We start from the raw sequence: 18,784 nt of genomic DNA, 5'->3' as shown, positions 1-18,784 counted from the left end.
ATTGCCTATTCCTGTTCTAGATTTAGTAACTGTTGTAATTTTTCAATTTGAAAACCAGAGACAACTTCCCCATCAATGACAACGGTTGGAGTTGAGTATGAGTTATAGTCATATAAAAGACGGTCGCGAGCAGCGGTATCCTTTTTGACATCAAATTCTTTGTATGTTATGTTGTTGTGTTTTAAGAATTCTTTTACAATGGTACATGGTGGGCAATCTGGTTGTGTATAAACCTCTATTTTTTTCATTATAAATCCTCCTCTTTTTCTGCTTTTTATTATATTCCGCAGCTACAAAAACCGCAATAAAGGAAAAAAAAGATTTCCTTTCTGCTTTTTACTTCTTTTTTCGACAAATTTTAGTTGAGTTTCTCGTCAAGAAGCTTTATCCTAGAGTGTGGAACATTTTTTCTGTTATGACGGATAGAATGAGTATAGCTGTAAAACCTATTGGTAGGAAGATTAGAGAAAGGGGAGATTTCATGTCTCTACTCCAAGGAATTTTAACTCGACTTGTTAGTCTACAAGAACAAGCTGAAAGCGGTGAAGTAGCACAACGCTATTTTGAAGTGAACGGTGAACGCAAATGTAGCGTGAAATTTTTCGATAAAAGTGAAATGTATGAGTTAGAAGTGTATCAGCAAGGCGAAAAGCCACAAGTGTATCAATTCGATAACATTGATATGGTTGCAATTGAGATCTACGATATTATTTCTTGATACATACAAAAAAGGTACCGCGAGAAGCGGTACCTTTTTTGGTGATTTTAATAATAACTTCATTCTTCATTAATGGGTAGTAAGAGGATAAGGAATTAAAGAAGATATGTGGAGATAACGATTTGTAAAAGCTTGATGGAAGTTTCATTTTATATGTATAAGATTTTTTGGTTCTTCCTACACTGGTATTAAAAGTTTGAAGGGAATGTGGAGTGTGGAACGATTACCAATTGTTGTTTGTCCAAAATGTCATATGTCATTTGAAATTGATCATGTGCTAACAGCTCAGTCTAATCAGAATGTAATTTATACTTGTCCAGCATGTAAGTATTCCATCCGAAATATAGAAACAAGTAAAGGATAATAAAGTCATATTTTCCTCTTTTGTCCCATACAATGAGAATGCAAAAAGTCTGTCTAATCGAAGGGACGTGACTATGTGGACGGTGAGCATCTATTTTATAATGTATCAGAGAGGAATATGAATTTTGAAACGGTTTTCTCACGCATCTGTAATTTTATTAAAAGAGATCCACGCAATTTATATCGACTGTCTATTGGAACTGATTCACAAGCACATCAAAAAGATACTCGTTTTATTACGGCAGTGCACATTCATCGTGTTGGGAAAGGAGCATGGGGATGTTTAAAACATAAAGTAGTACATAAAAGACCACCTACCTTACGTGAGAAAATATATTTAGAAACACAGTTTAGTCAAGAAGTCGCCTGTTTGTTTACACCGGAACATATAAGGCGGATATGGGAGATTTTACATCCATACGCTCATGAAGGAGCTGGATTTGTAATGGAAATTCACTTGGATATAGGAAATAATGGATTAACAAAAGAATTTATTTCGGATATGACAATGAAGGTGAAGGCGATGGGGCTGACTGCAAAAATTAAACCTGATGCTTATGCAGCTTTTAGTTATGCAAATCGATATACAAAGTAAAAAACTGAATTTTTTATCTATTAAACTAAGCGAATATTTTATATAATAAATAATAAGAAAAAAGCATAAGGAGAGGAGTATATGCAGACGGAAGTTACTTTAACAAACGAAGAAAAAAGCTTGCTGTTAGATATTTTATTTCGTCAAAACTACGCTACTGAAATTCTAGCTGTTGAGCTTACAGATATTGAAATTGGTTTAAAAAAAGCTGATATTTCCCAATATAGAAGAATTACAAGGTTATTTAATCGATTAAAAAATGAAGGATACTAAGAGCTACCAGAAAGGTAGTCTTTTTTTTGTGTTCTATGGTAAAATGAACTGTGTATCATTATTTTTTGTTGTAATAAATAAGGACAAAATAATAATATGAAAACGCTATCATAAGATATGAGTAGAAATGGGAAATAAAGTGAAACTTTTAGCCGTGGATATGATTAACTTCGAACAGTAAGGTTCTTATGAATAGTCTATTGGAGATCATGTTAGCAGGAAAAAGGGAGAAAAAGTGGGGGATATAAAATGATTAGTATTCCGAAAGATGAGTTTCAACAAGTTCTTGTAAAGGATTTAATGATTTCATCAGAAAAAGTTGCACATGTTCAAATTGGAAATAGCTTAGAACATGCTTTACTTGTTCTTGTAAAGTCTGGATATTCTGCGATTCCTGTTTTAGATCCCATGTATAAATTGCATGGATTAATAAGTACTGCGATGATTTTGGATGGTATTTTAGGGTTAGAACGCATTGAATTTGAAAAGCTTGAGGATATGAAAGTGGAGAATGTAATGAAAAAGGACATTCCGAATCTTGGACTTGAAGATTCATTTGCTAAAGCGTTAGAAATGACAATTGATCATCCATTTATTTGTGCTGTAAACAATGACGGGTACTTTGAGGGAATTTTAACAAGGCGTGCTATTTTAAAATTGTTGAACAAAAAAGTAAGACAGTATAATCGATAAAGAAGGGTAAGCGACTTCGAATAAAAAAGAAGTCGCTTTTTTATCATGCGTCTCTTTTCCATTGTGTATAGGGAACAGCGTCAACAAGTATAAAAGGTTAAGTGAAATGTCAATTTATCCAAGCTTCTTGAAAATAAAAATTAAATATCGCATGTTAGAGAATAGTGCAACATATATATTGAGGTTAGATGTAAGATAAGGAAAGAGGGAGAAAGTTGCAAATTGATGATTTTCAAATGATGGTTGTTTTAGCACAGGAATCCAATATGAGAAAAGCTGCGGAGCGCTTATTCGTTTCACAACCTGCACTCAGTCAACGATTACAATCAATGGAAAAACAGTGGGGAATGAAATTTTTTATCCGTTCTCAAAAAGGCCTGACAATTACACCAGAAGGGGAAAAAGTGGCCAATTATGCGAAAGATATGTTGCAAAGGGAAGAGGCAATTAAAAGTGAATTAGCAATCTATCGTACGGAAACATATGGGACATTAAAGATAGCTGTGGCATCTGTGATTGGGCAATATTGGTTACCACCTGTTTTAAAGCGGTTTGTACAAAAATATCCATTTGTTAAAATTTCCCTTTTCACAGGATGGAGTAGTGAAGTACAGAAGCAATTCTATGAAGGGGATGTTCATGTAGCTATACTACGAGGGAAACAAGAATATAAAGGGTATAAACAGCAATTATTTGAGGATGAGCTGTATTTAGTTGACACAGAAATTAAAGATATTTCTATGTTGAAAGATACAAACAGACCGTTTATACAATTTAAAAGCGATTCCACATACTATGGACAAATACAAAATTGGTGGTATAGTTTATTTTCTAATCCTCCTAAACGAACGATTGTAGTTGATCAAATTGAAACATGTAAGCAGCTCGTTTTAAATGGAATTGGTTATGCGCTGTTGCCTTCTACTGTGTTAAAAGAAGTAAGAGAAAAGACATATAAAACGCCTGTTCAATTGACTCGAGAAACGTGGTTATTGACAAGCGATTCTGCAAGGCAACTTAAGCAAGTGCAAGCATTTTTAGATATTATAGAAGAAATTCAAATGGAAAAATAAGATTATTGTCTTGCTAGTAGCTCTTTCGTTTGGTAGAGTAACATTATAAATGGATTTAGGAGGCAACAAGCATGAAAATGATGGATGCAAACGAAATTATTTCGTTTATTCAAAAAAGCGAGAAGAAAACTCCTGTAAAGGTATACATAAAAGGGGATTTAAAAGAAGTAACATTCCCTGAAACAGTACAAGCATTTGTAAATAAAAAATCTGGTGTTTTATTTGGAGAATGGTCTGAGATTAAGACAATTCTTGAAGACAATAAAAAGCACGTTGTAGATTACGTTGTTGAAAACGACCGTCGTAATTCTGCCATTCCAATGCTTGATTTAAAAGGTATTAAAGCTCGTATTGAACCAGGTGCAATTATTCGTGACCATGTTGAAATCGGTGATAATGCAGTTATTATGATGAATGCAACGATTAATATCGGTGCAGTAATCGGTGAAGGTTCAATGATTGATATGAATGCAGTGCTTGGCGGACGTGCTACAGTAGGTAAAAACTGTCACGTTGGTGCTGGGGCAGTACTTGCAGGTGTGATCGAACCACCTTCTGCAAAACCAGTTATCGTTGAAGATGACGTTGTAATTGGTGCAAATGTAGTTGTCCTAGAAGGTGTTACAGTGGGTAAAGGCGCGGTTGTTGCAGCAGGTGCAGTTGTAACGGAAGATGTACCGCCATATACAGTGGTTGCAGGAACACCAGCTCGTGTTATTAAAGAAATTGATGAGAAGACAAAAGCAAAAACAGAAATTAAACAAGAACTTCGTCAATTAAACCCAGAAAAATAAAGTACAAAAGCGTAAGGGCAAATAAGCTCTTACGCTTTTTATAAAGTGAAACTTTTACGGGCAGTTGATCACCCACCTAACTTCTTTGCTTTCGCTGAATTTTGAGTTGGAGGTCTTACTGCCCGCGAATAGCGAGATAAATGGTGGTGGAGACATGACAGTCAGTAAATTTGTACAAATTCGTAGGGATTTACATAAGATTCCGGAGTTAGGGTTTAAGGAATGGAAAACACAACAATATATTTTAGATTATATTTATACTCTTCCTAAGGAATATATTGAAGTTAAAACATGGAAAACGGGCGTAATCGTTAAAGTGAATGGCAGAAATCCAAGGAAAACGATTGGTTATCGTGCAGATATTGATGGTTTACCGATTTCAGAGGAAACTGGGTATGAATTCGCTTCTATTCATGAAGGAATGATGCATGCATGTGGTCATGATGTGCATGCTACAATCGGCTTAGGACTCTTAACAGCGGTTGTAAATGACAGGATAGATGATAACCTTGTAGTTATTTTTCAACCGGCGGAGGAAGGACCAGGTGGCGCTTTACCTATGTTAGGAAGCGAAGAACTACAAGAGTGGAAGCCTGATATCATTCTAGGTCTTCATATCGCACCAGAGTATCCAGTGGGGACAATCGCAACAAAAGAAGGATTACTATTTGCAAATACATCGGAACTATATATTGATTTAAAAGGAAAAGGTGGACATGCAGCATATCCACATACTGCGAACGATATGATCGTTGCGGCAAGTCATCTTGTTACACAGCTTCAATCGGTTGTTAGTCGTAATGTGAATCCACTTGATAGTGCGGTTATTACAATTGGTAAAATTACAGGTGGTACAGTCCAAAACATTATTGCAGAAAAGTCTCGCCTAGAAGGGACAATTCGAACACTATCAGTTGAATCGATGAGACGAGTGAAGAGCAGAATAGAAGCGATTGTCACAGGTATCGAAGCAGCATTTCAATGTGAAGCTGTTATTGATTATGGAGCAATGTATCATCAAGTATATAATCATAAAGAGTTAACGCAAGAGTTTATGATGTTTGCATCTGAGCAAACGAATATGAATGTTGTTACATGTACAGAGGCGATGACAGGAGAAGATTTCGGGTATATGCTTCGTGATATCCCGGGATTTATGTTTTGGCTTGGGGTAGACTCAGAATATGGTTTACATCATGCAAAGCTACAACCGAAAGAAGAGGCAATCGAACAAACCATTTCGTTTTTAAATCAATATGTAAAATGGAAAGGGAACAGGGGTTAAAGCCTGTTCTTTTTATGTGGAAAATTATAATTTATGATGCATTTTTTTTGTAATTCTAACACAATACTTTATAATGGTAGGTGGAGGAACAAGTTGTTAGTAAGTTATTTTATAATAATTATCAAATAAAATTGACTAAAAACTAATTCCTCTTATATAATACAAGAGTAGACAATATATGATAAAAAATTTACGGAGGTTGATACATATGGCAGAACGTATGGTAGCAAAACAAGCGCCACGCTTTGAAATGGACGCTGTTATGCCAAACAAAGAATTTGGTAAAGTAAGTCTTGAAGAGGTTATGAAACAGGACAAATGGACGGTACTTTTCTTCTATCCAATGGACTTCACTTTCGTATGTCCAACAGAAATTATCGCACTTTCTGATCGTTATGATGAGTTCGAAGATTTAGATGCAGAAGTAATTGGTGTATCTACTGATACAATTCACACTCACTTAGCTTGGATTAACACTGACCGTACGAAAAACGGTTTAGGTGAATTAAAATACCCTCTAGCTGCTGATACAAACCATGTAGTATCTCGTGACTACGGTGTATTACTTGAAGAAGAAGGTATCGCACTTCGTGGTTTATTCATCATTAGCCCAGAAGGCGAATTAATGTACCAAGTTGTACATCACAACAACATTGGCCGTGAAGTTGACGAAGTAATTCGTGTTCTTCAAGCTCTTCAAACTGGTGGACTTTGCCCAGCAAACTGGAAACCAGGTCAAGCAACTTTAAACGTTTAATTTTATTGTGAAATATAGCAGGGTCTAACAATATTTTGTTAGGCCTTTCTCTACATTCGTAAGGGGGGGGAATCATGAAATTACGTCAACCAATGCCTTCTTTAGACGGTGCAACAACAGTGTTAAATGGAGAAGTAGTACGTGAATCACTAATTGGCGAAAAGCCAACACTTATTCATTTCTGGTCAGTTAGTTGTCACTTATGTAAAGAAGCAATGCCAGATATTAATAAATTCCGTGATGAATATAAAGAGCAATTAAATGTTGTTGCAGTTCATATGCCACGTTCAGAAGAAGATTTAAATCTTGAGCAAGTGGAAGCAGTTGCAAAAGAGCATGGAATATCCCAACCGATTTTGGTGGATAACCAACACAAGATTGCCGATGCATTTGAAAATCAATATGTACCAGCGTATTATGTATTTGATAAAAATGGTGTGCTTCGTCATTTCCAAGCAGGTGGAAGTGGAATGAAAATGCTAACAAAACGAGTAAATCGTGTGTTAGATGAAGCGAAAAAAGAAGCTGAATAAGATGGGAAGCTTTCTCTTTACATGCTAGATGACTTGGAAGGAGAAGTTTCTTTTGATATGTGCAAAGCCTCCTTTTCATTAGGAGGTTTTTGTTTTATTACGCTATTCATGGGTGGTAAGAGCTCCACCTCAACATGCAGCGAAAGTAAAGAAGGTAGGTGGGGGGGAAGAAACCTCCATTGATTAAAATTTCACTTTATAAATAGTAGGATAAATGAGAAATGGGACGTGTACATACTAATTTAGAAATAAAAATCTTACTGAAGGAAATGGAACTGTATGTTTTAGTTTACTTTTTATGCGATAAATGTGTAAAATCAATGTGATATATAGAAAAAAGGGTGGGGAATCAGGTGCAGATTGGCAGTGCAATCTTGTGTTTCTTTTTATACGCATATGTTATTATTGCAGCAGTTTATTTCGGGATAAGTTTTTACGCATATCGCTTAACGAATAAACGAGGATATGAAGAAACATATAAATGGGTGAAAGGTTATTTATCACCAGTATTAGAGATTATGAATGGATTCGTTCTTTTTTTATTTATTGGTCTAATTGCCTTTTCGACAAGTCTAGTTGGAAATAAGACAACATTATTTGTAATTGGTGTCACTATTTTTATGCTTTTAGGAATTCGAATAGGAAATGCTGTGTTTTGGAATGAAAGGAAAATTGACGGATGGACAGGTATGCTGATTCCAAGTATGTTAGCAGCTATTGTTACGAATATAGAACATGAATATAATCAGTTACATTTTTGGTTAATCATCGTATTAACAATTCTTTCTGTCCTGTATATAAGTACAGCATTTTTAACGTATTGCGCAAATGAAAAAGGTGATTTTAATGGGATTCGATTTTTTCGGAGTCGAGCGTTATTTTGGAGTGTTCCCACGATGTTAGTCATTGGAAGCATTGCACTTGTTGTAAATGGATATAACTTTGCAGGATGGCAAGTGTTTTTAGAGACCTGGTGGATATTTATTATTTCATTTTGTGCATTTTTAGGAGCAACTCATTATTTATTTCATCAACAGCATTATAAATGGGCGCTCTTATTTGCTTTTACACAGCTCTTATTTGCCTTTTTTGGTCAAGAAACATTATTATTTGTGTTTCAAACGTTTAGTTCGTTTGGAAATATTTTTGTTTTTGGTATGCTCATTTGTATTATTGCATTTTATTTGCAGCAGTATTTCTATATACAAAAGCAAAAATAAGTATACGTTGATTACTAGTCTTTGTGGCGAATATAAAGTATGCTACAATAAAAGTAGACAGGACTTGATGTTATTGGAGGAATTCATGTGAGTGAGAAAGAGAAAGAATTTGCTGTCATCGGACTTGGACGTTTTGGAGGCAGTATTTGTCGTGAATTAGCTCAATTAGGTATGGAAGTAATGGCAATTGATTCTGATGAAGACAAGATAAATGAATTTGCAAATATTGCTTCGCATGCAGTGATTGCAGATTCAACAGATGAAATGGTCTTAAAGAGCCTTGGAATTCGCAATTTCGATCATGTAGTTGTTGCGATTGGTGACAATTTAAATGCGAGTATTTTAACGACTCTTATTTTAAAAGAATTAGGCGTAAAAAATATTACTGTTAAGGCTCAAAATGATTATCATGAAAAAGTGTTAACTAAAATAGGGGCAGATCATATTGTCCATCCTGAACGCGATATGGGAAAACGAATTGCGAATAATATTGCTTCAAGTAACGTATTAGATTACTTAGAGCTTTCAGATGAGCATAGTATTGTAGAAATTATCGCAAATAAAAAAATTGATGGCCACTCTTTAATTGAACTAGATATTCGTGCGAAGTTTGGATTAAACATTGTGGCAATTAAGCGAGGGAAGGAAGTTATTGTTTCTCCTCGAGCTACAGAAAATATTCAATCAGGAGATATTTTAATTGTAATTGGTCATGATGATGAAGTGAATCGCTTTAAGCACTTCTTACGATAGGATATAATGTGAAATAAAAAAGGACAATGCTCGCAGCAAGCATTGTCCTTTTTCTATATTTCCATAATGATTGGTAAAATCATTGGACGGCGTTTTGTTTTTTCATACAAGAATGGTGCTAATGTATCTGTAATCTCATTTTTAATTTCAGACCATTGTGTTGTCTTTCGCTCCATTACTTTTTCTAAATGAGTAGTAATTAAAGTTTGTGCATCGTTGATTAAATCGCTACTCTCACGCATATAAACGAATCCACGAGAGATAATATCAGGTCCTGCTGCAACTTTAAATTCTTTCATATCAATGCTGACAACTACGATAACAAGTCCTTCTTCAGAAAGAATACGACGGTCGCGTAATACAATGTTACCAATATCACCAATGCCGTTTCCATCAATATAAACAGAGCCGGATGGGATTTTTCCAGCAACGTTTGCTTCATCTGAACGTAAGGCAAGAACATCACCATTGTCCATAATGAAGCAATTTTCTTCTGGAATACCACAATCGTTTGCCAATTTCATATGCATACGTTGCATGCGAAATTCACCATGAATTGGCATAAAGTATTTAGGTTTAATGAGACGTAGCATTAACTTCTGTTCTTCTTGTCCACCATGCCCACTTGTGTGAATGTTTGAAAGTTTACCATGAATAACATCAGCACCAGCACGGTATAACATATTAATTGTACGGCTGACGCTAACTGTATTCCCTGGAATTGGTGAAGAAGAGAAAACAACTGTATCACCAGGGATAATTTGAATTTGACGATGTGTACCGTTAGCAATACGAGAGAGTGCTGCCATTGGTTCCCCTTGACTACCTGTGCATAAAATAACAACTTTATTAGCTGGTAGGCGATTTAGTTGAGACGCTTCTATAAATGTATCTTTTGGACAACGAATATAACCAAGATTATGACCAATCTCAATTGCTGCTTCCATGCTTCGGCCAAATACAGCTACTTTACGATTGTTTTCAACAGCAGCTTCTACAACTTGTTGTAAACGATGAATATTGGACGCGAAGGTTGCAAAGATAATACGTCCTTCCACTTTGCGGAAAATATCTTGAATGCTATCACCGACGCGGCGTTCAGACATTGTAAAGTTAGGTACTTCACTATTGGTACTATCAGATAAGAGACAAAGGACACCGTCTTTACCGATTTCTGCCATTTTTGTTAAATCTGCTGGTTCCCCTACTGGTGTGAAATCAAATTTAAAGTCTCCCGTATGAACAATTTGCCCTTGCGGTGTTTTCACAACAACTCCATATGAATCTGGAATACTGTGCGTCGTACGGAAGAAGGAAACAGATGTCTTTTTGAATTTAATAACATCGTCTTCTTGAATTTCGTAAAGTTTTGCTTTACGAAGTAATCCGTGCTCTTCTAACTTGTTTTTAATTAAGGCGATTGCCAATTTCCCACCATAAATTGGGATGTTCACTTGGCGTAATAAATAAGGGATTCCACCGATATGATCTTCGTGACCATGTGTGATAAATAACCCTTTAATTTTATCTTCGTTTCGTACAAAATAAGTGTAATCAGGAATCACGTAATCGATTCCGAGAAGTTCGTCTTCTGGAAATTTAATTCCAGCATCAATTATAATAATTTCATCTTGAAATTGGACAGCATATGTATTTTTGCCGATTTCACCGAGTCCACCAAGAGCAAAAACGGCCGCCTGATCATTTTTTAGGAATTTCATAAATTATACGATCTCCGTTAATGTTAAATCAGCATTTTGCTTTTCGTATTCAAGATGAGCGCCAGTAACAGATTGGACAAACTCAATATTATATGCGAACTTTTGTAATTTTGTACGAACGTCTCTTTCAGATTCCGCTTCTAAATATAAAACTTTTGTATTTTCACGTACTGGAACCTCAGTCATTTTTTCTTGATAGAATACTTTAAAAATCATTGGGAAAACCTCTCCTTGTCTATGTTTTGCATTATCTGTTACCTATTATAAAGCAAATAGTCATGATTTTCATGTTTTTTCGAATGAGAATGAAGAAAAAGCCCGAAATGGGCACGATTTAAGCCATGGTCTTTTTACGGACTAAATCGTTTAAATATCGTTTTAACTTTTTCTTCAGCTTCTTCAGCATGATTACTCCTTCCTTTCCTTATTTCAAACATGCATACTTATTTTTTATTTAGTCAGTAGTAACTCTTCATCTCTACATACTAGGAAATCATAGAAGAGAAATGAGGGAAGTGCTGTCCGGATATTCAAGGGTTTTATTGGTTCGTGCAGATGTAATCTTATGTTACGTTTTTGGCTCTCACAGGCAGTATGCCCCCCAGTTATGAATATAGTATGAGATAGATTAGAAAAGAAAATTCATTCAAACAAACATCAATGTTCTTTTGATAGTATATGCATATTGTGCGAATAAGGTTAGGAAGTGAACGCTTTCTTCACAGATGTTTAATATGTTATACTTTTTTTTAGGATTTGAAAAGAAATAGTCAAGGTAGGAACATAGAAGGGCTAGAAAGGGTTTTGAAAATGAATGATAAAATCGTCTTTTTTGATATTGATGGAACATTACTAGATCATGATAAAAAAATCCCGCAATCTACAAGAGAAGCCGTGCGTATGTTGCAGGAAAAAGGAGTACATGTGGCAATTGCGACAGGACGTGCGCCTTTCATGTTTGAAGATATTCGTAATGAACTTAATATTCATAATTATGTTAGTTTTAATGGCCAATATGTTGTATTTGAAGATGAGGTTATATTTAAAAATCCGCTACATTCTAATACGTTACATACATTTACAAGATTTGCAAAGCAAGAGGGATACCCGCTTGTTTATTTAGATCATAAGGATATGAAGGCAACAGTAGAATATCATGATTATGTAAAAGAAAGTTTCGGAAGTTTGGAGTTTGAACATCCAGTATATGAACCGGGTTTTTATGAAAATCGTGATATTTATCAAACGCTTCTTTTTTGCCAAGCAGGTGAAGAAGAAAAGTTTCTTCATGATTATCCAGATTTTCACTTTATTCGTTGGCATGCATATTCGATGGACATTATCCCAAATGGTGGTTCAAAAGCAAAGGGAATTGAAAAGTTTATTGAGAAATTAGGATTTAAACGTGAACAGGTCTATGCTTTTGGAGATGGGTTAAATGATTTAGAGATGATTGAAGCGGTAGGAACAGGTATTGTGATGGGGAATGGTCATGAGGATTTGAAAAAACTTGCTAATTATGTGACGAAAGATGTTAGTGAAGATGGGATTCTTCACGGCTTACAGTGGGCTCATTTATTGTAACAAAAGAGTATGGGAACCATTTCATTATAAAAAAAGCAGGAGCTAAAGCTTCTGCTTTTTTGTTATTTTATCTTTCGAATGGTTTTGCATCATCAGGGGATGCAAAAGGGTTTTCTTGATTAATGTGGTCATAGAACATTACGCCGTTTAAATGATCAATTTCATGTTGAAATACAATCGCTGGTAACCCTTTTAAACGTAATTTTACTTCTTCACCATCGATAGTAGTCGCTTTAACTGTGATTCGTGTGTAACGCGGAACGTAGCCGGGAACTTCACGATCTACAGATAGGCACCCTTCGCCGCCCGATAAGTATGTACGTTCAACGGAGTGACTAATAATTTTTGGATTGAATAAAGCATAGCTGTATAATGTCTCATTTGTATCAGTAACATGAACAGCAATCATTCTTTTTGAAATGCCAATTTGTGGTGCAGCAATCCCGATTCCTGGACGTAAATTATATTTTTCAACCATTTCAGGGTGTTGACTGTTTATTACAAGTTCGATCATTTCTTTAAGAGTACGTATATCTTCTTCACTTGCTGGCAGAGGTACTTCTTCTGCTACTGCTCGTAGAATGGGATTTCCTTCACGAATTACATCATTCATTGTAAGCATTCACAATCTCTCCTTTCTCCTTTAGTCTACCAAAGGAGCTGAAAAAAGTCATGATAAAGTACATAGCCTCTATATATAATTGGAGAGAATTAAGAGTATGCCGGGTACGGCACTTTCTTCATCAGAGTTCGTTTAGTAAAAAGAAAAGACGGCATAGCCGCCTGTTTCTTTCTATAGTTGTTTTGTTTTACATTAACGAATGCAAGCAGCACCAACGATAATTAAAAGGATAAACAATACAACGATTAAGGCAAAGCCGCGTCCGGATCCTCCTCCGCAAGAACCTCCATAGCCATAGGAAGGATATGAACAAGTTGGATAGCAATATGTGTATCCGTACATGAGATGACCTCCTTTATCATTTCCCGCTAACACTGCGGTTATTATAATGTATGGGAGAGTGATTAGGAGTGTATAGACATTCGCCTAGAAAAGGAAGAAGCGATTGCATATTTTTGTTGTAAAGAGAGAAAAACTAAGAAGAATTAATCGTTTACATATTATTCTACGATGAAAAGATGGTTAAAAAGGGAATAATATAACAGTAGGTTATTGCTTACTAATACAGATGTGAAAATGAAAACACCTATGTACAGTGGAAACCTCAATGTTATTCATAAAAAAAAACGTAACCAAAGTAATTGACATCGTGATTAGAATAGTTGTAAACTAAAAAACGTGATCAAGATTGTATTAATATGTTTCTGAAAAAACATTAGTACAGATTGTTAGGTACACAAAATTATTCTCAACCGGCGAGGTTTCTTGTCGGTTTACATGGTTGCGTTTTCTTTCTAGCTAGTTGCTAGTGAAAGCGTTTCAGAATATGGTTCAAGAGAGGAAGAGGTGAACGGAATGGGTACTAAAACAAAAAAGACCCTATTTAATGTTGATGAGCAAATGAAAGCTATCGCAGCTCAATTTGAAACATTACAAATTTTAAATGAAAAAGGCGAAGTTGTGAATGAAGCAGCAATGCCTGAATTAACTGATGATCAATTAAAAGAATTAATGCGCCGTATGGTGTATACTCGCGTACTAGATCAACGTTCTATTTCTTTAAACCGTCAAGGACGTTTAGGTTTCTACGCACCAACAGCTGGACAAGAAGCTTCTCAATTAGCAAGTCATTTCGCACTTGAAGCAGAAGACTTCATCTTACCAGGATATCGTGACGTTCCACAATTAGTATGGCATGGTTTACCATTATACCAAGCATTCTTATTCTCTCGTGGACACTTCATGGGTAACCAAATGCCTGAAAATGTAAATGCACTTGCTCCACAAATCATCATCGGTGCGCAAATTATCCAAACTGCTGGTGTTGCGTTAGGTATGAAATTACGTGGTAAAAAATCTGTTGCAATTACTTACACAGGTGACGGCGGTGCTTCTCAAGGTGACTTCTACGAAGGTATGAACTTTGCAGGTGCATTCAAAGCTCCAGCAATCTTCGTTGTTCAAAACAACCGTTATGCAATTTCTACTCCAGTAGAAAAACAATCTGCAGCAAAAACTGTAGCGCAAAAAGCAGTAGCAGCAGGTATTTACGGAATTCAAGTAGACGGTATGGACCCATTAGCTGTATACGCAGCAACTGCTTTTGCTCGTGAGCGCGCAGTAAATGGCGAAGGTCCTACTTTAATCGAGACTTTAACATTCCGTTATGGTCCACATACAATGGCTGGTGATGACCCAACTCGTTACCGTACAAAAGATATCGAAAACGAATGGGAACAAAAAGATCCAATCGTACGCTTCCGTGCATTCTTAGAAAACAAAGGCCTATGGTCTCAAGAAGTAGAAGAAAAGGTAATCGAAGAAGCTAAAGAAGATATCAAACAAGCAATTGCTAAGGCTGACCAAGCTCCAAAACAAAAAGTTACTGATTTAATGGAAATCATGTACGAAAAAATGCCTTACAACTTAGCTGAACAGTATGAAATTTACAAAGAAAAGGAGTCGAAGTAAGCCATGGCTCAAATGACAATGATTCAAGCAATCACTGATGCTTTACGCGTTGAAATGAAAAATGACCCTAACGTACTTGTGTTTGGTGAAGACGTTGGTGTAAACGGCGGTGTATTCCGTGCTACTGAAGGTTTACAAGCTGAATTCGGTGAAGACCGTGTAATGGATACTCCACTTGCAGAGTCTGGTATTGGTGGACTTGCAGTTGGACTTGCACTTGAAGGATTCCGTCCAGTTCCAGAAATCCAATTCTTTGGTTTCGTTTATGAAGTAATGGATTCAATTTCTGGTCAATTAGCTCGTATGCGTTACCGTTCTGGTGGACGTTGGACTGCTCCAGTAACAGTTCGTTCTCCATTCGGTGGTGGTGTTCATACTCCTGAACTACATGCTGATAGCTTAGAAGGATTAGTGGCTCAACAACCTGGTCTAAAAGTTGTTATTCCATCTACTCCATACGATGCAAAAGGTCTTTTAATCTCTGCGATTCGTGACAACGATCCAGTTATCTACTTAGAGCATATGAAATTGTACCGTTCATTCCGTCAAGATGTACCAGAAGGCGAATACACAATTGATTTAGGTAAAGCTGATATCAAACGTGAAGGTACAGATGTATCTGTTATCGCTTACGGTGCTATGGTTCACGCTGCATTAAAAGCTGCTGAAGAACTTGAAAAAGAAGGTATCTCTTTAGAGGTTGTTGACTTACGTACAGTTCAACCATTAGATATCGAAACAATCATTGCTTCTGTTGAAAAAACAGGCCGCGTAGTTGTTGTTCAAGAAGCTCAAAAACAAGCTGGTATTGCAGCAAACGTTGTAGCGGAAATTAACGACCGTGCAATCTTAAACTTAGAAGCTCCAGTTGTACGTGTTGCAGCTGCTGATACAGTATTCCCATTCTCTCAAGCTGAGAGCGTATGGTTACCAAACCATAAAGATATTGTTGAAGCTGTTAACAAAGTAATGAACTTCTAATTTTAGTTTTTCATGTGCAAAAGAAATCAGCACATGCTGATTTCTTTTGTGCTTATTCCATAATAATGATATGAATCAGGGGGCTGAATTCCGTGGCATTTGAATTTAAACTACCAGATATCGGTGAAGGTATCCACGAAGGTGAAATCGTAAAATGGTTTATTAAACCAGGCGATGAAGTAAACGAAGACGACGTACTTCTTGAAGTACAAAATGATAAAGCAGTTGTAGAGATCCCTTCTCCAGTTAAAGGTAAAGTACTTGAAGTACTTGTAGAAGAAGGTACAGTTGCAGTAGTAGGAGATACTTTAATTAAGTTTGATGCTCCTGGATACGAAAACCTTAAATTTAAAGGTGACGACCATGACGATGCTCCAAAAGCAGAGGAAGCAAAAGCAGCAGCTCCAGCAGCAGCTACTCCAGCAGCAGCTGAAGAAGTAAACGAGCGCGTAATTGCTATGCCATCTGTACGTAAGTACGCTCGTGAAAAAGGTGTAGACATTCATAAAGTAGCTGGCTCTGGTAAAAATGGCCGCGTTGTAAAAGCTGACATCGATGCATTTGCAAATGGTGGACAAGCAGTAGTAGCAACTGAAGTTCCAGCAGTAGAAGCTCCAGCAGCAGCGAAAGAAGAAGCACCAAAAGCACAACCAATTCCAGCTGGTGAATACCCAGAAACTCGTGAGAAAATGAGCGGTATCCGTAAAGCGATTGCAAAAGCAATGGTTAACTCTAAACACACAGCTCCTCACGTAACATTAATGGACGAAGTAGATGTAACAGAACTTGTTGCTCACCGTAAAAAGTTCAAAGCTGTTGCAGCTGACAAAGGTATTAAATTAACTTACCTTCCATACGTTGTAAAAGCTTTAACATCTGCATTACGTGAATACCCAATGTTGAACACTTCTTTAGATGATGCATCTTCAGAAATCGTTCATAAACATTACTTCAACATCGGTATCGCAGCTGATACAGACAAAGGTCTATTGGTACCAGTTGTTAAAGATACAGATCGTAAATCTATCTTCACAATCTCTAACGAGATCAATGAGCTTGCTGGTAAAGCACGTGACGGTCGTCTAGCTCCAGCAGAAATGAAAGGTGCTTCTTGCACAATCACAAACATTGGTTCTGCAGGTGGACAATGGTTCACTCCAGTTATTAATCACCCGGAAGTAGCAATCCTTGGTATTGGCCGTATCGCTGAGAAACCAGTTGTGAAAAACGGTGAAATCGTTGCAGCTCCAGTATTAGCATTATCTCTAAGCTTTGACCATCGTTTAATTGACGGCGCAACTGCTCAAAAAGCATTAAACCAAATTAAACGTTTATTGAACGACCCACAATTATTAGTAATGGAGGCGTAATAACAATGGTAGTAGGAGATTTCCCAATTGAATTAGATACAGTCGTTGTTGGTGCAGGTCCTGGTGGATATGTTGCAGCAATTCGTGCAGCACAATTAGGTCAAAAGGTAGCAATTATTGAAAAAGCTAACCTTGGTGGCGTATGCTTAAACGTTGGATGTATTCCTTCTAAAGCATTAATCAATGCAGGTCATCGTTATGAGAATGCAAAACATTCTGATGACATGGGTATCATTGCTGAGAACGTAACAGTTGACTTCACAAAAGTTCAAGAATGGAAAAACGGCGTAGTTAAGAAATTAACTGGCGGTGTTGAAGGCCTTCTTAAAGGTAACAAAGTTGAAATCATTCGCGGTGAAGCTTACTTCGTAGATGCTAACACATTACGTGTAATGACTGAAGATGCAGCTCAAACTTATACGTTTAAAAATGCTGTTCTTGCAACTGGTTCTACACCAATCGAAATTCCTGGATTCAAATACTCTAAACGTGTTATCAACTCTACAGGTGCTTTAAGCCTACCTGAAATTCCTAAAAAACTTGTTGTAATCGGCGGCGGTTACATCGGTATGGAATTAGGAACTGCATATGCTAACTTCGGTACTGAAGTTACTGTAGTAGAAGCTGGCGATGAAATTTTAGCTGGTTTCGAAAAAGCAATGAGCACAGTTGTTAAACGTGCTCTTCAGAAAAAAGGTAACGTAAACATCCATACAAAAGCTATGGCTAAAGGCGTTGAAGAAACTGAAAACGGCGTAAAAGTTAGCTTCGAAGTTAAAGGCGAAGTACAAACTGTAGAAGCAGATTATGTATTAGTAACTGTAGGGCGTCGTCCAAACACTCAAGAAATCGGTCTTGAGCAAGTTGGAGTTAAAATGACTGACCGCGGTATCATCGAAATCGATGAGCAATGCCGTACAAACGTACCAAACATCTATGCAATCGGTGATATCGTTCCTGGACCACCATTAGCTCACAAAGCTTCTTACGAGGGTAAAGTAGCTGTGGAAGCAATTAGTGGACATGCATCAGCTATCGATTACATCGGAATTCCTGCAGTATGCTTCACTGATCCAGAATTAGCATCTGTTGGTTACACTAAGAAACAAGCTCAAGAAGTTGGAATGGAAGTAGCGGTTTCTAAATTCCCATTCGCTGCAAACGGCCGTGCATTATCATTAAACAGCACAGACGGTTTCGTACAACTTGTAACTCGTAAAGAAGATGGTCTTCTTGTAGGTGCGCAAGTTGCAGGTGCAGGCGCTTCTGATATTATCTCTGAGATTGGTTTAGCTATCGAAGCTGGAATGACAGCAGAAGATATCGCTCAAACAATCCATGCTCACCCAACATTAGGTGAAATCACAATGGAAGCAGCGGAAGTTGCTCTTGGAATGCCAATTCACATTGTAAAATAATATGAAATAGATAAAAAACCACTTTCTAGATATTAGAAGGTGGTTTTTTATTTTTTATGT

Annotated in this window: 22 protein-coding genes; 17 read left to right on the top strand and 5 right to left on the bottom strand. The window is 36.7% G+C overall.

What is annotated here, in order from left to right:
• Nucleotides 1–5 precede the first annotated feature (5 nt).
• Nucleotides 6–248 (bottom strand): glutaredoxin family protein, encoded by a 243-nt coding sequence (locus tag ORL93_RS06700; protein WP_006095818.1) that lies wholly within the window; start codon nucleotides 246–248, stop codon nucleotides 6–8.
• A gap of 233 nt (nucleotides 249–481) precedes the next feature.
• On the opposite strand from ORL93_RS06700, the gene ORL93_RS06695 reads away from it, so the two are divergent.
• The 12 genes from ORL93_RS06695 (at nucleotide 482) to ORL93_RS06640 (ending at nucleotide 9,057) form a co-directional block, all read left to right on the top strand.
• Nucleotides 482–718, top strand: coding sequence for a YkuJ family protein (locus ORL93_RS06695; RefSeq protein WP_000055151.1), 237 nt, complete (start codon nucleotides 482–484; stop codon nucleotides 716–718).
• 214 nt (nucleotides 719–932) lie between these two features.
• A complete protein-coding gene (locus tag ORL93_RS06690) occupies nucleotides 933–1,082 on the top strand; it encodes a hypothetical protein (protein WP_042511459.1) in 150 nt (49 codons plus the stop codon).
• Between the two features lie 75 nt (nucleotides 1,083–1,157).
• Nucleotides 1,158–1,676 carry a ribonuclease H-like YkuK family protein gene (locus ORL93_RS06685; RefSeq protein WP_265958820.1) on the top strand — a complete coding sequence of 173 codons (519 nt, stop codon included), beginning with the start codon at nucleotides 1,158–1,160 and terminating at the stop codon, nucleotides 1,674–1,676.
• Between the two features lie 81 nt (nucleotides 1,677–1,757).
• Nucleotides 1,758–1,949, top strand: a complete 192-nt coding sequence (gene abbA / locus ORL93_RS06680; protein WP_003199925.1) for an antirepressor AbbA — start codon at nucleotides 1,758–1,760, stop codon at nucleotides 1,947–1,949.
• 249 nt (nucleotides 1,950–2,198) lie between these two features.
• Complete coding sequence (cbpB, locus tag ORL93_RS06675; protein ID WP_003199926.1) at nucleotides 2,199–2,642, top strand: cyclic-di-AMP-binding protein CbpB; 444 nt, start codon at nucleotides 2,199–2,201, stop codon at nucleotides 2,640–2,642.
• 215 nt (nucleotides 2,643–2,857) lie between these two features.
• A complete protein-coding gene (locus ORL93_RS06670) occupies nucleotides 2,858–3,715 on the top strand; it encodes a transcriptional regulator CcpC (protein WP_003199927.1) in 858 nt (285 codons plus the stop codon).
• 71 nt (nucleotides 3,716–3,786) lie between these two features.
• Complete coding sequence (gene dapD, locus ORL93_RS06665) at nucleotides 3,787–4,509, top strand: 2,3,4,5-tetrahydropyridine-2,6-dicarboxylate N-acetyltransferase (RefSeq protein ID WP_003199928.1); 723 nt, start codon at nucleotides 3,787–3,789, stop codon at nucleotides 4,507–4,509.
• Nucleotides 4,510–4,663: 154 nt separating this feature from the next.
• Nucleotides 4,664–5,794: an N-acetyldiaminopimelate deacetylase gene (locus ORL93_RS06660; RefSeq protein ID WP_097794344.1), complete on the top strand. Its 1,131-nt coding sequence runs from the start codon at nucleotides 4,664–4,666 to the stop codon at nucleotides 5,792–5,794.
• Between the two features lie 208 nt (nucleotides 5,795–6,002).
• Entirely contained in the window at nucleotides 6,003–6,551 is a 549-nt protein-coding gene (locus ORL93_RS06655) for a peroxiredoxin (protein ID WP_003199933.1), read from the top strand.
• Nucleotides 6,552–6,625: 74 nt separating this feature from the next.
• Nucleotides 6,626–7,084, top strand: coding sequence for a TlpA disulfide reductase family protein (locus tag ORL93_RS06650; RefSeq protein ID WP_003208302.1), 459 nt, complete (start codon nucleotides 6,626–6,628; stop codon nucleotides 7,082–7,084).
• A 353-nt stretch (nucleotides 7,085–7,437) separates the two neighbouring features.
• Nucleotides 7,438–8,304 (top strand): cytochrome C oxidase assembly protein, encoded by an 867-nt coding sequence (locus tag ORL93_RS06645; protein WP_097794343.1) that lies wholly within the window; start codon nucleotides 7,438–7,440, stop codon nucleotides 8,302–8,304.
• An 87-nt stretch (nucleotides 8,305–8,391) separates the two neighbouring features.
• Nucleotides 8,392–9,057 (top strand): potassium channel family protein, encoded by a 666-nt coding sequence (locus tag ORL93_RS06640; protein WP_003199938.1) that lies wholly within the window; start codon nucleotides 8,392–8,394, stop codon nucleotides 9,055–9,057.
• A 53-nt stretch (nucleotides 9,058–9,110) separates the two neighbouring features.
• On the opposite strand, the gene rnjA is transcribed toward ORL93_RS06640, so the two are convergent.
• On the bottom strand, nucleotides 9,111–10,778 hold the full coding sequence (gene rnjA, locus ORL93_RS06635) for a ribonuclease J1 (protein ID WP_003199940.1): 1,668 nt from the start codon (nucleotides 10,776–10,778) through the stop codon (nucleotides 9,111–9,113).
• Nucleotides 10,779–10,781: 3 nt separating this feature from the next.
• Entirely contained in the window at nucleotides 10,782–10,994 is a 213-nt protein-coding gene (locus ORL93_RS06630; RefSeq protein WP_003199941.1) for a DNA-dependent RNA polymerase subunit epsilon, read from the bottom strand.
• Nucleotides 10,995–11,588: 594 nt separating this feature from the next.
• Here ORL93_RS06630 and ORL93_RS06625 point away from each other — a divergent pair.
• The gene (locus tag ORL93_RS06625; RefSeq protein WP_018764788.1) at nucleotides 11,589–12,362 is read left to right on the top strand and encodes a Cof-type HAD-IIB family hydrolase; all 774 of its coding nucleotides are present in this window, start codon (nucleotides 11,589–11,591) and stop codon (nucleotides 12,360–12,362) included.
• A 67-nt stretch (nucleotides 12,363–12,429) separates the two neighbouring features.
• Here ORL93_RS06625 and def read toward each other — a convergent pair whose 3' ends face one another.
• Nucleotides 12,430–12,984: a peptide deformylase gene (gene def / locus ORL93_RS06620; RefSeq protein ID WP_003199945.1), complete on the bottom strand. Its 555-nt coding sequence runs from the start codon at nucleotides 12,982–12,984 to the stop codon at nucleotides 12,430–12,432.
• A 192-nt stretch (nucleotides 12,985–13,176) separates the two neighbouring features.
• Nucleotides 13,177–13,326, bottom strand: a complete 150-nt coding sequence (locus ORL93_RS06615; protein WP_018764787.1) for a YjcZ family sporulation protein — start codon at nucleotides 13,324–13,326, stop codon at nucleotides 13,177–13,179.
• Nucleotides 13,327–13,839: 513 nt separating this feature from the next.
• On the opposite strand from ORL93_RS06615, the gene pdhA reads away from it, so the two are divergent.
• From pdhA to lpdA, 4 genes are all read left to right on the top strand, one after another.
• The gene (gene pdhA, locus ORL93_RS06610) at nucleotides 13,840–14,955 is read left to right on the top strand and encodes a pyruvate dehydrogenase E1 component subunit alpha (RefSeq protein WP_000536894.1); all 1,116 of its coding nucleotides are present in this window, start codon (nucleotides 13,840–13,842) and stop codon (nucleotides 14,953–14,955) included.
• A 3-nt stretch (nucleotides 14,956–14,958) separates the two neighbouring features.
• On the top strand, nucleotides 14,959–15,936 hold the full coding sequence (pdhB, locus tag ORL93_RS06605) for a pyruvate dehydrogenase complex E1 component subunit beta (RefSeq protein WP_000068166.1): 978 nt from the start codon (nucleotides 14,959–14,961) through the stop codon (nucleotides 15,934–15,936).
• A 92-nt stretch (nucleotides 15,937–16,028) separates the two neighbouring features.
• Nucleotides 16,029–17,306: a pyruvate dehydrogenase complex dihydrolipoyllysine-residue acetyltransferase gene (pdhC, locus tag ORL93_RS06600; protein ID WP_097794341.1), complete on the top strand. Its 1,278-nt coding sequence runs from the start codon at nucleotides 16,029–16,031 to the stop codon at nucleotides 17,304–17,306.
• Nucleotides 17,307–17,311: 5 nt separating this feature from the next.
• Nucleotides 17,312–18,724 (top strand): dihydrolipoyl dehydrogenase, encoded by a 1,413-nt coding sequence (lpdA, locus tag ORL93_RS06595; RefSeq protein ID WP_097794340.1) that lies wholly within the window; start codon nucleotides 17,312–17,314, stop codon nucleotides 18,722–18,724.
• Nucleotides 18,725–18,784 lie beyond the last annotated feature (60 nt).

Origin of the sequence: Bacillus sp. DHT2 (genome assembly GCF_026241455.1) — a bacterium.
GTDB classification, from domain to species: Bacteria; Bacillota; Bacilli; order Bacillales; family Bacillaceae_G; genus Bacillus_A; species Bacillus_A pseudomycoides.
This window is presented reverse-complemented; position numbering and strand designations above follow the sequence as displayed.

Coding starts and splice junctions, on each gene's coding strand:
- ORL93_RS06700 (WP_006095818.1), bottom strand. CDS start 248: ATGAAAAAAATAGAGGTTTATACACAACCAGATTGCCCACCATGTACC.
- ORL93_RS06695 (WP_000055151.1), top strand. CDS start 482: ATGTCTCTACTCCAAGGAATTTTAACTCGACTTGTTAGTCTACAAGAA.
- abbA (WP_003199925.1), top strand. CDS start 1,758: ATGCAGACGGAAGTTACTTTAACAAACGAAGAAAAAAGCTTGCTGTTA.
- cbpB (WP_003199926.1), top strand. CDS start 2,199: ATGATTAGTATTCCGAAAGATGAGTTTCAACAAGTTCTTGTAAAGGAT.
- dapD (WP_003199928.1), top strand. CDS start 3,787: ATGAAAATGATGGATGCAAACGAAATTATTTCGTTTATTCAAAAAAGC.
- ORL93_RS06660 (WP_097794344.1), top strand. CDS start 4,664: ATGACAGTCAGTAAATTTGTACAAATTCGTAGGGATTTACATAAGATT.
- ORL93_RS06655 (WP_003199933.1), top strand. CDS start 6,003: ATGGCAGAACGTATGGTAGCAAAACAAGCGCCACGCTTTGAAATGGAC.
- ORL93_RS06650 (WP_003208302.1), top strand. CDS start 6,626: ATGAAATTACGTCAACCAATGCCTTCTTTAGACGGTGCAACAACAGTG.
- rnjA (WP_003199940.1), bottom strand. CDS start 10,778: ATGAAATTCCTAAAAAATGATCAGGCGGCCGTTTTTGCTCTTGGTGGA.
- ORL93_RS06630 (WP_003199941.1), bottom strand. CDS start 10,994: ATGATTTTTAAAGTATTCTATCAAGAAAAAATGACTGAGGTTCCAGTA.
- ORL93_RS06625 (WP_018764788.1), top strand. CDS start 11,589: ATGAATGATAAAATCGTCTTTTTTGATATTGATGGAACATTACTAGAT.
- def (WP_003199945.1), bottom strand. CDS start 12,984: ATGCTTACAATGAATGATGTAATTCGTGAAGGAAATCCCATTCTACGA.
- ORL93_RS06615 (WP_018764787.1), bottom strand. CDS start 13,326: ATGTACGGATACACATATTGCTATCCAACTTGTTCATATCCTTCCTAT.
- pdhA (WP_000536894.1), top strand. CDS start 13,840: ATGGGTACTAAAACAAAAAAGACCCTATTTAATGTTGATGAGCAAATG.
- pdhB (WP_000068166.1), top strand. CDS start 14,959: ATGGCTCAAATGACAATGATTCAAGCAATCACTGATGCTTTACGCGTT.
- lpdA (WP_097794340.1), top strand. CDS start 17,312: ATGGTAGTAGGAGATTTCCCAATTGAATTAGATACAGTCGTTGTTGGT.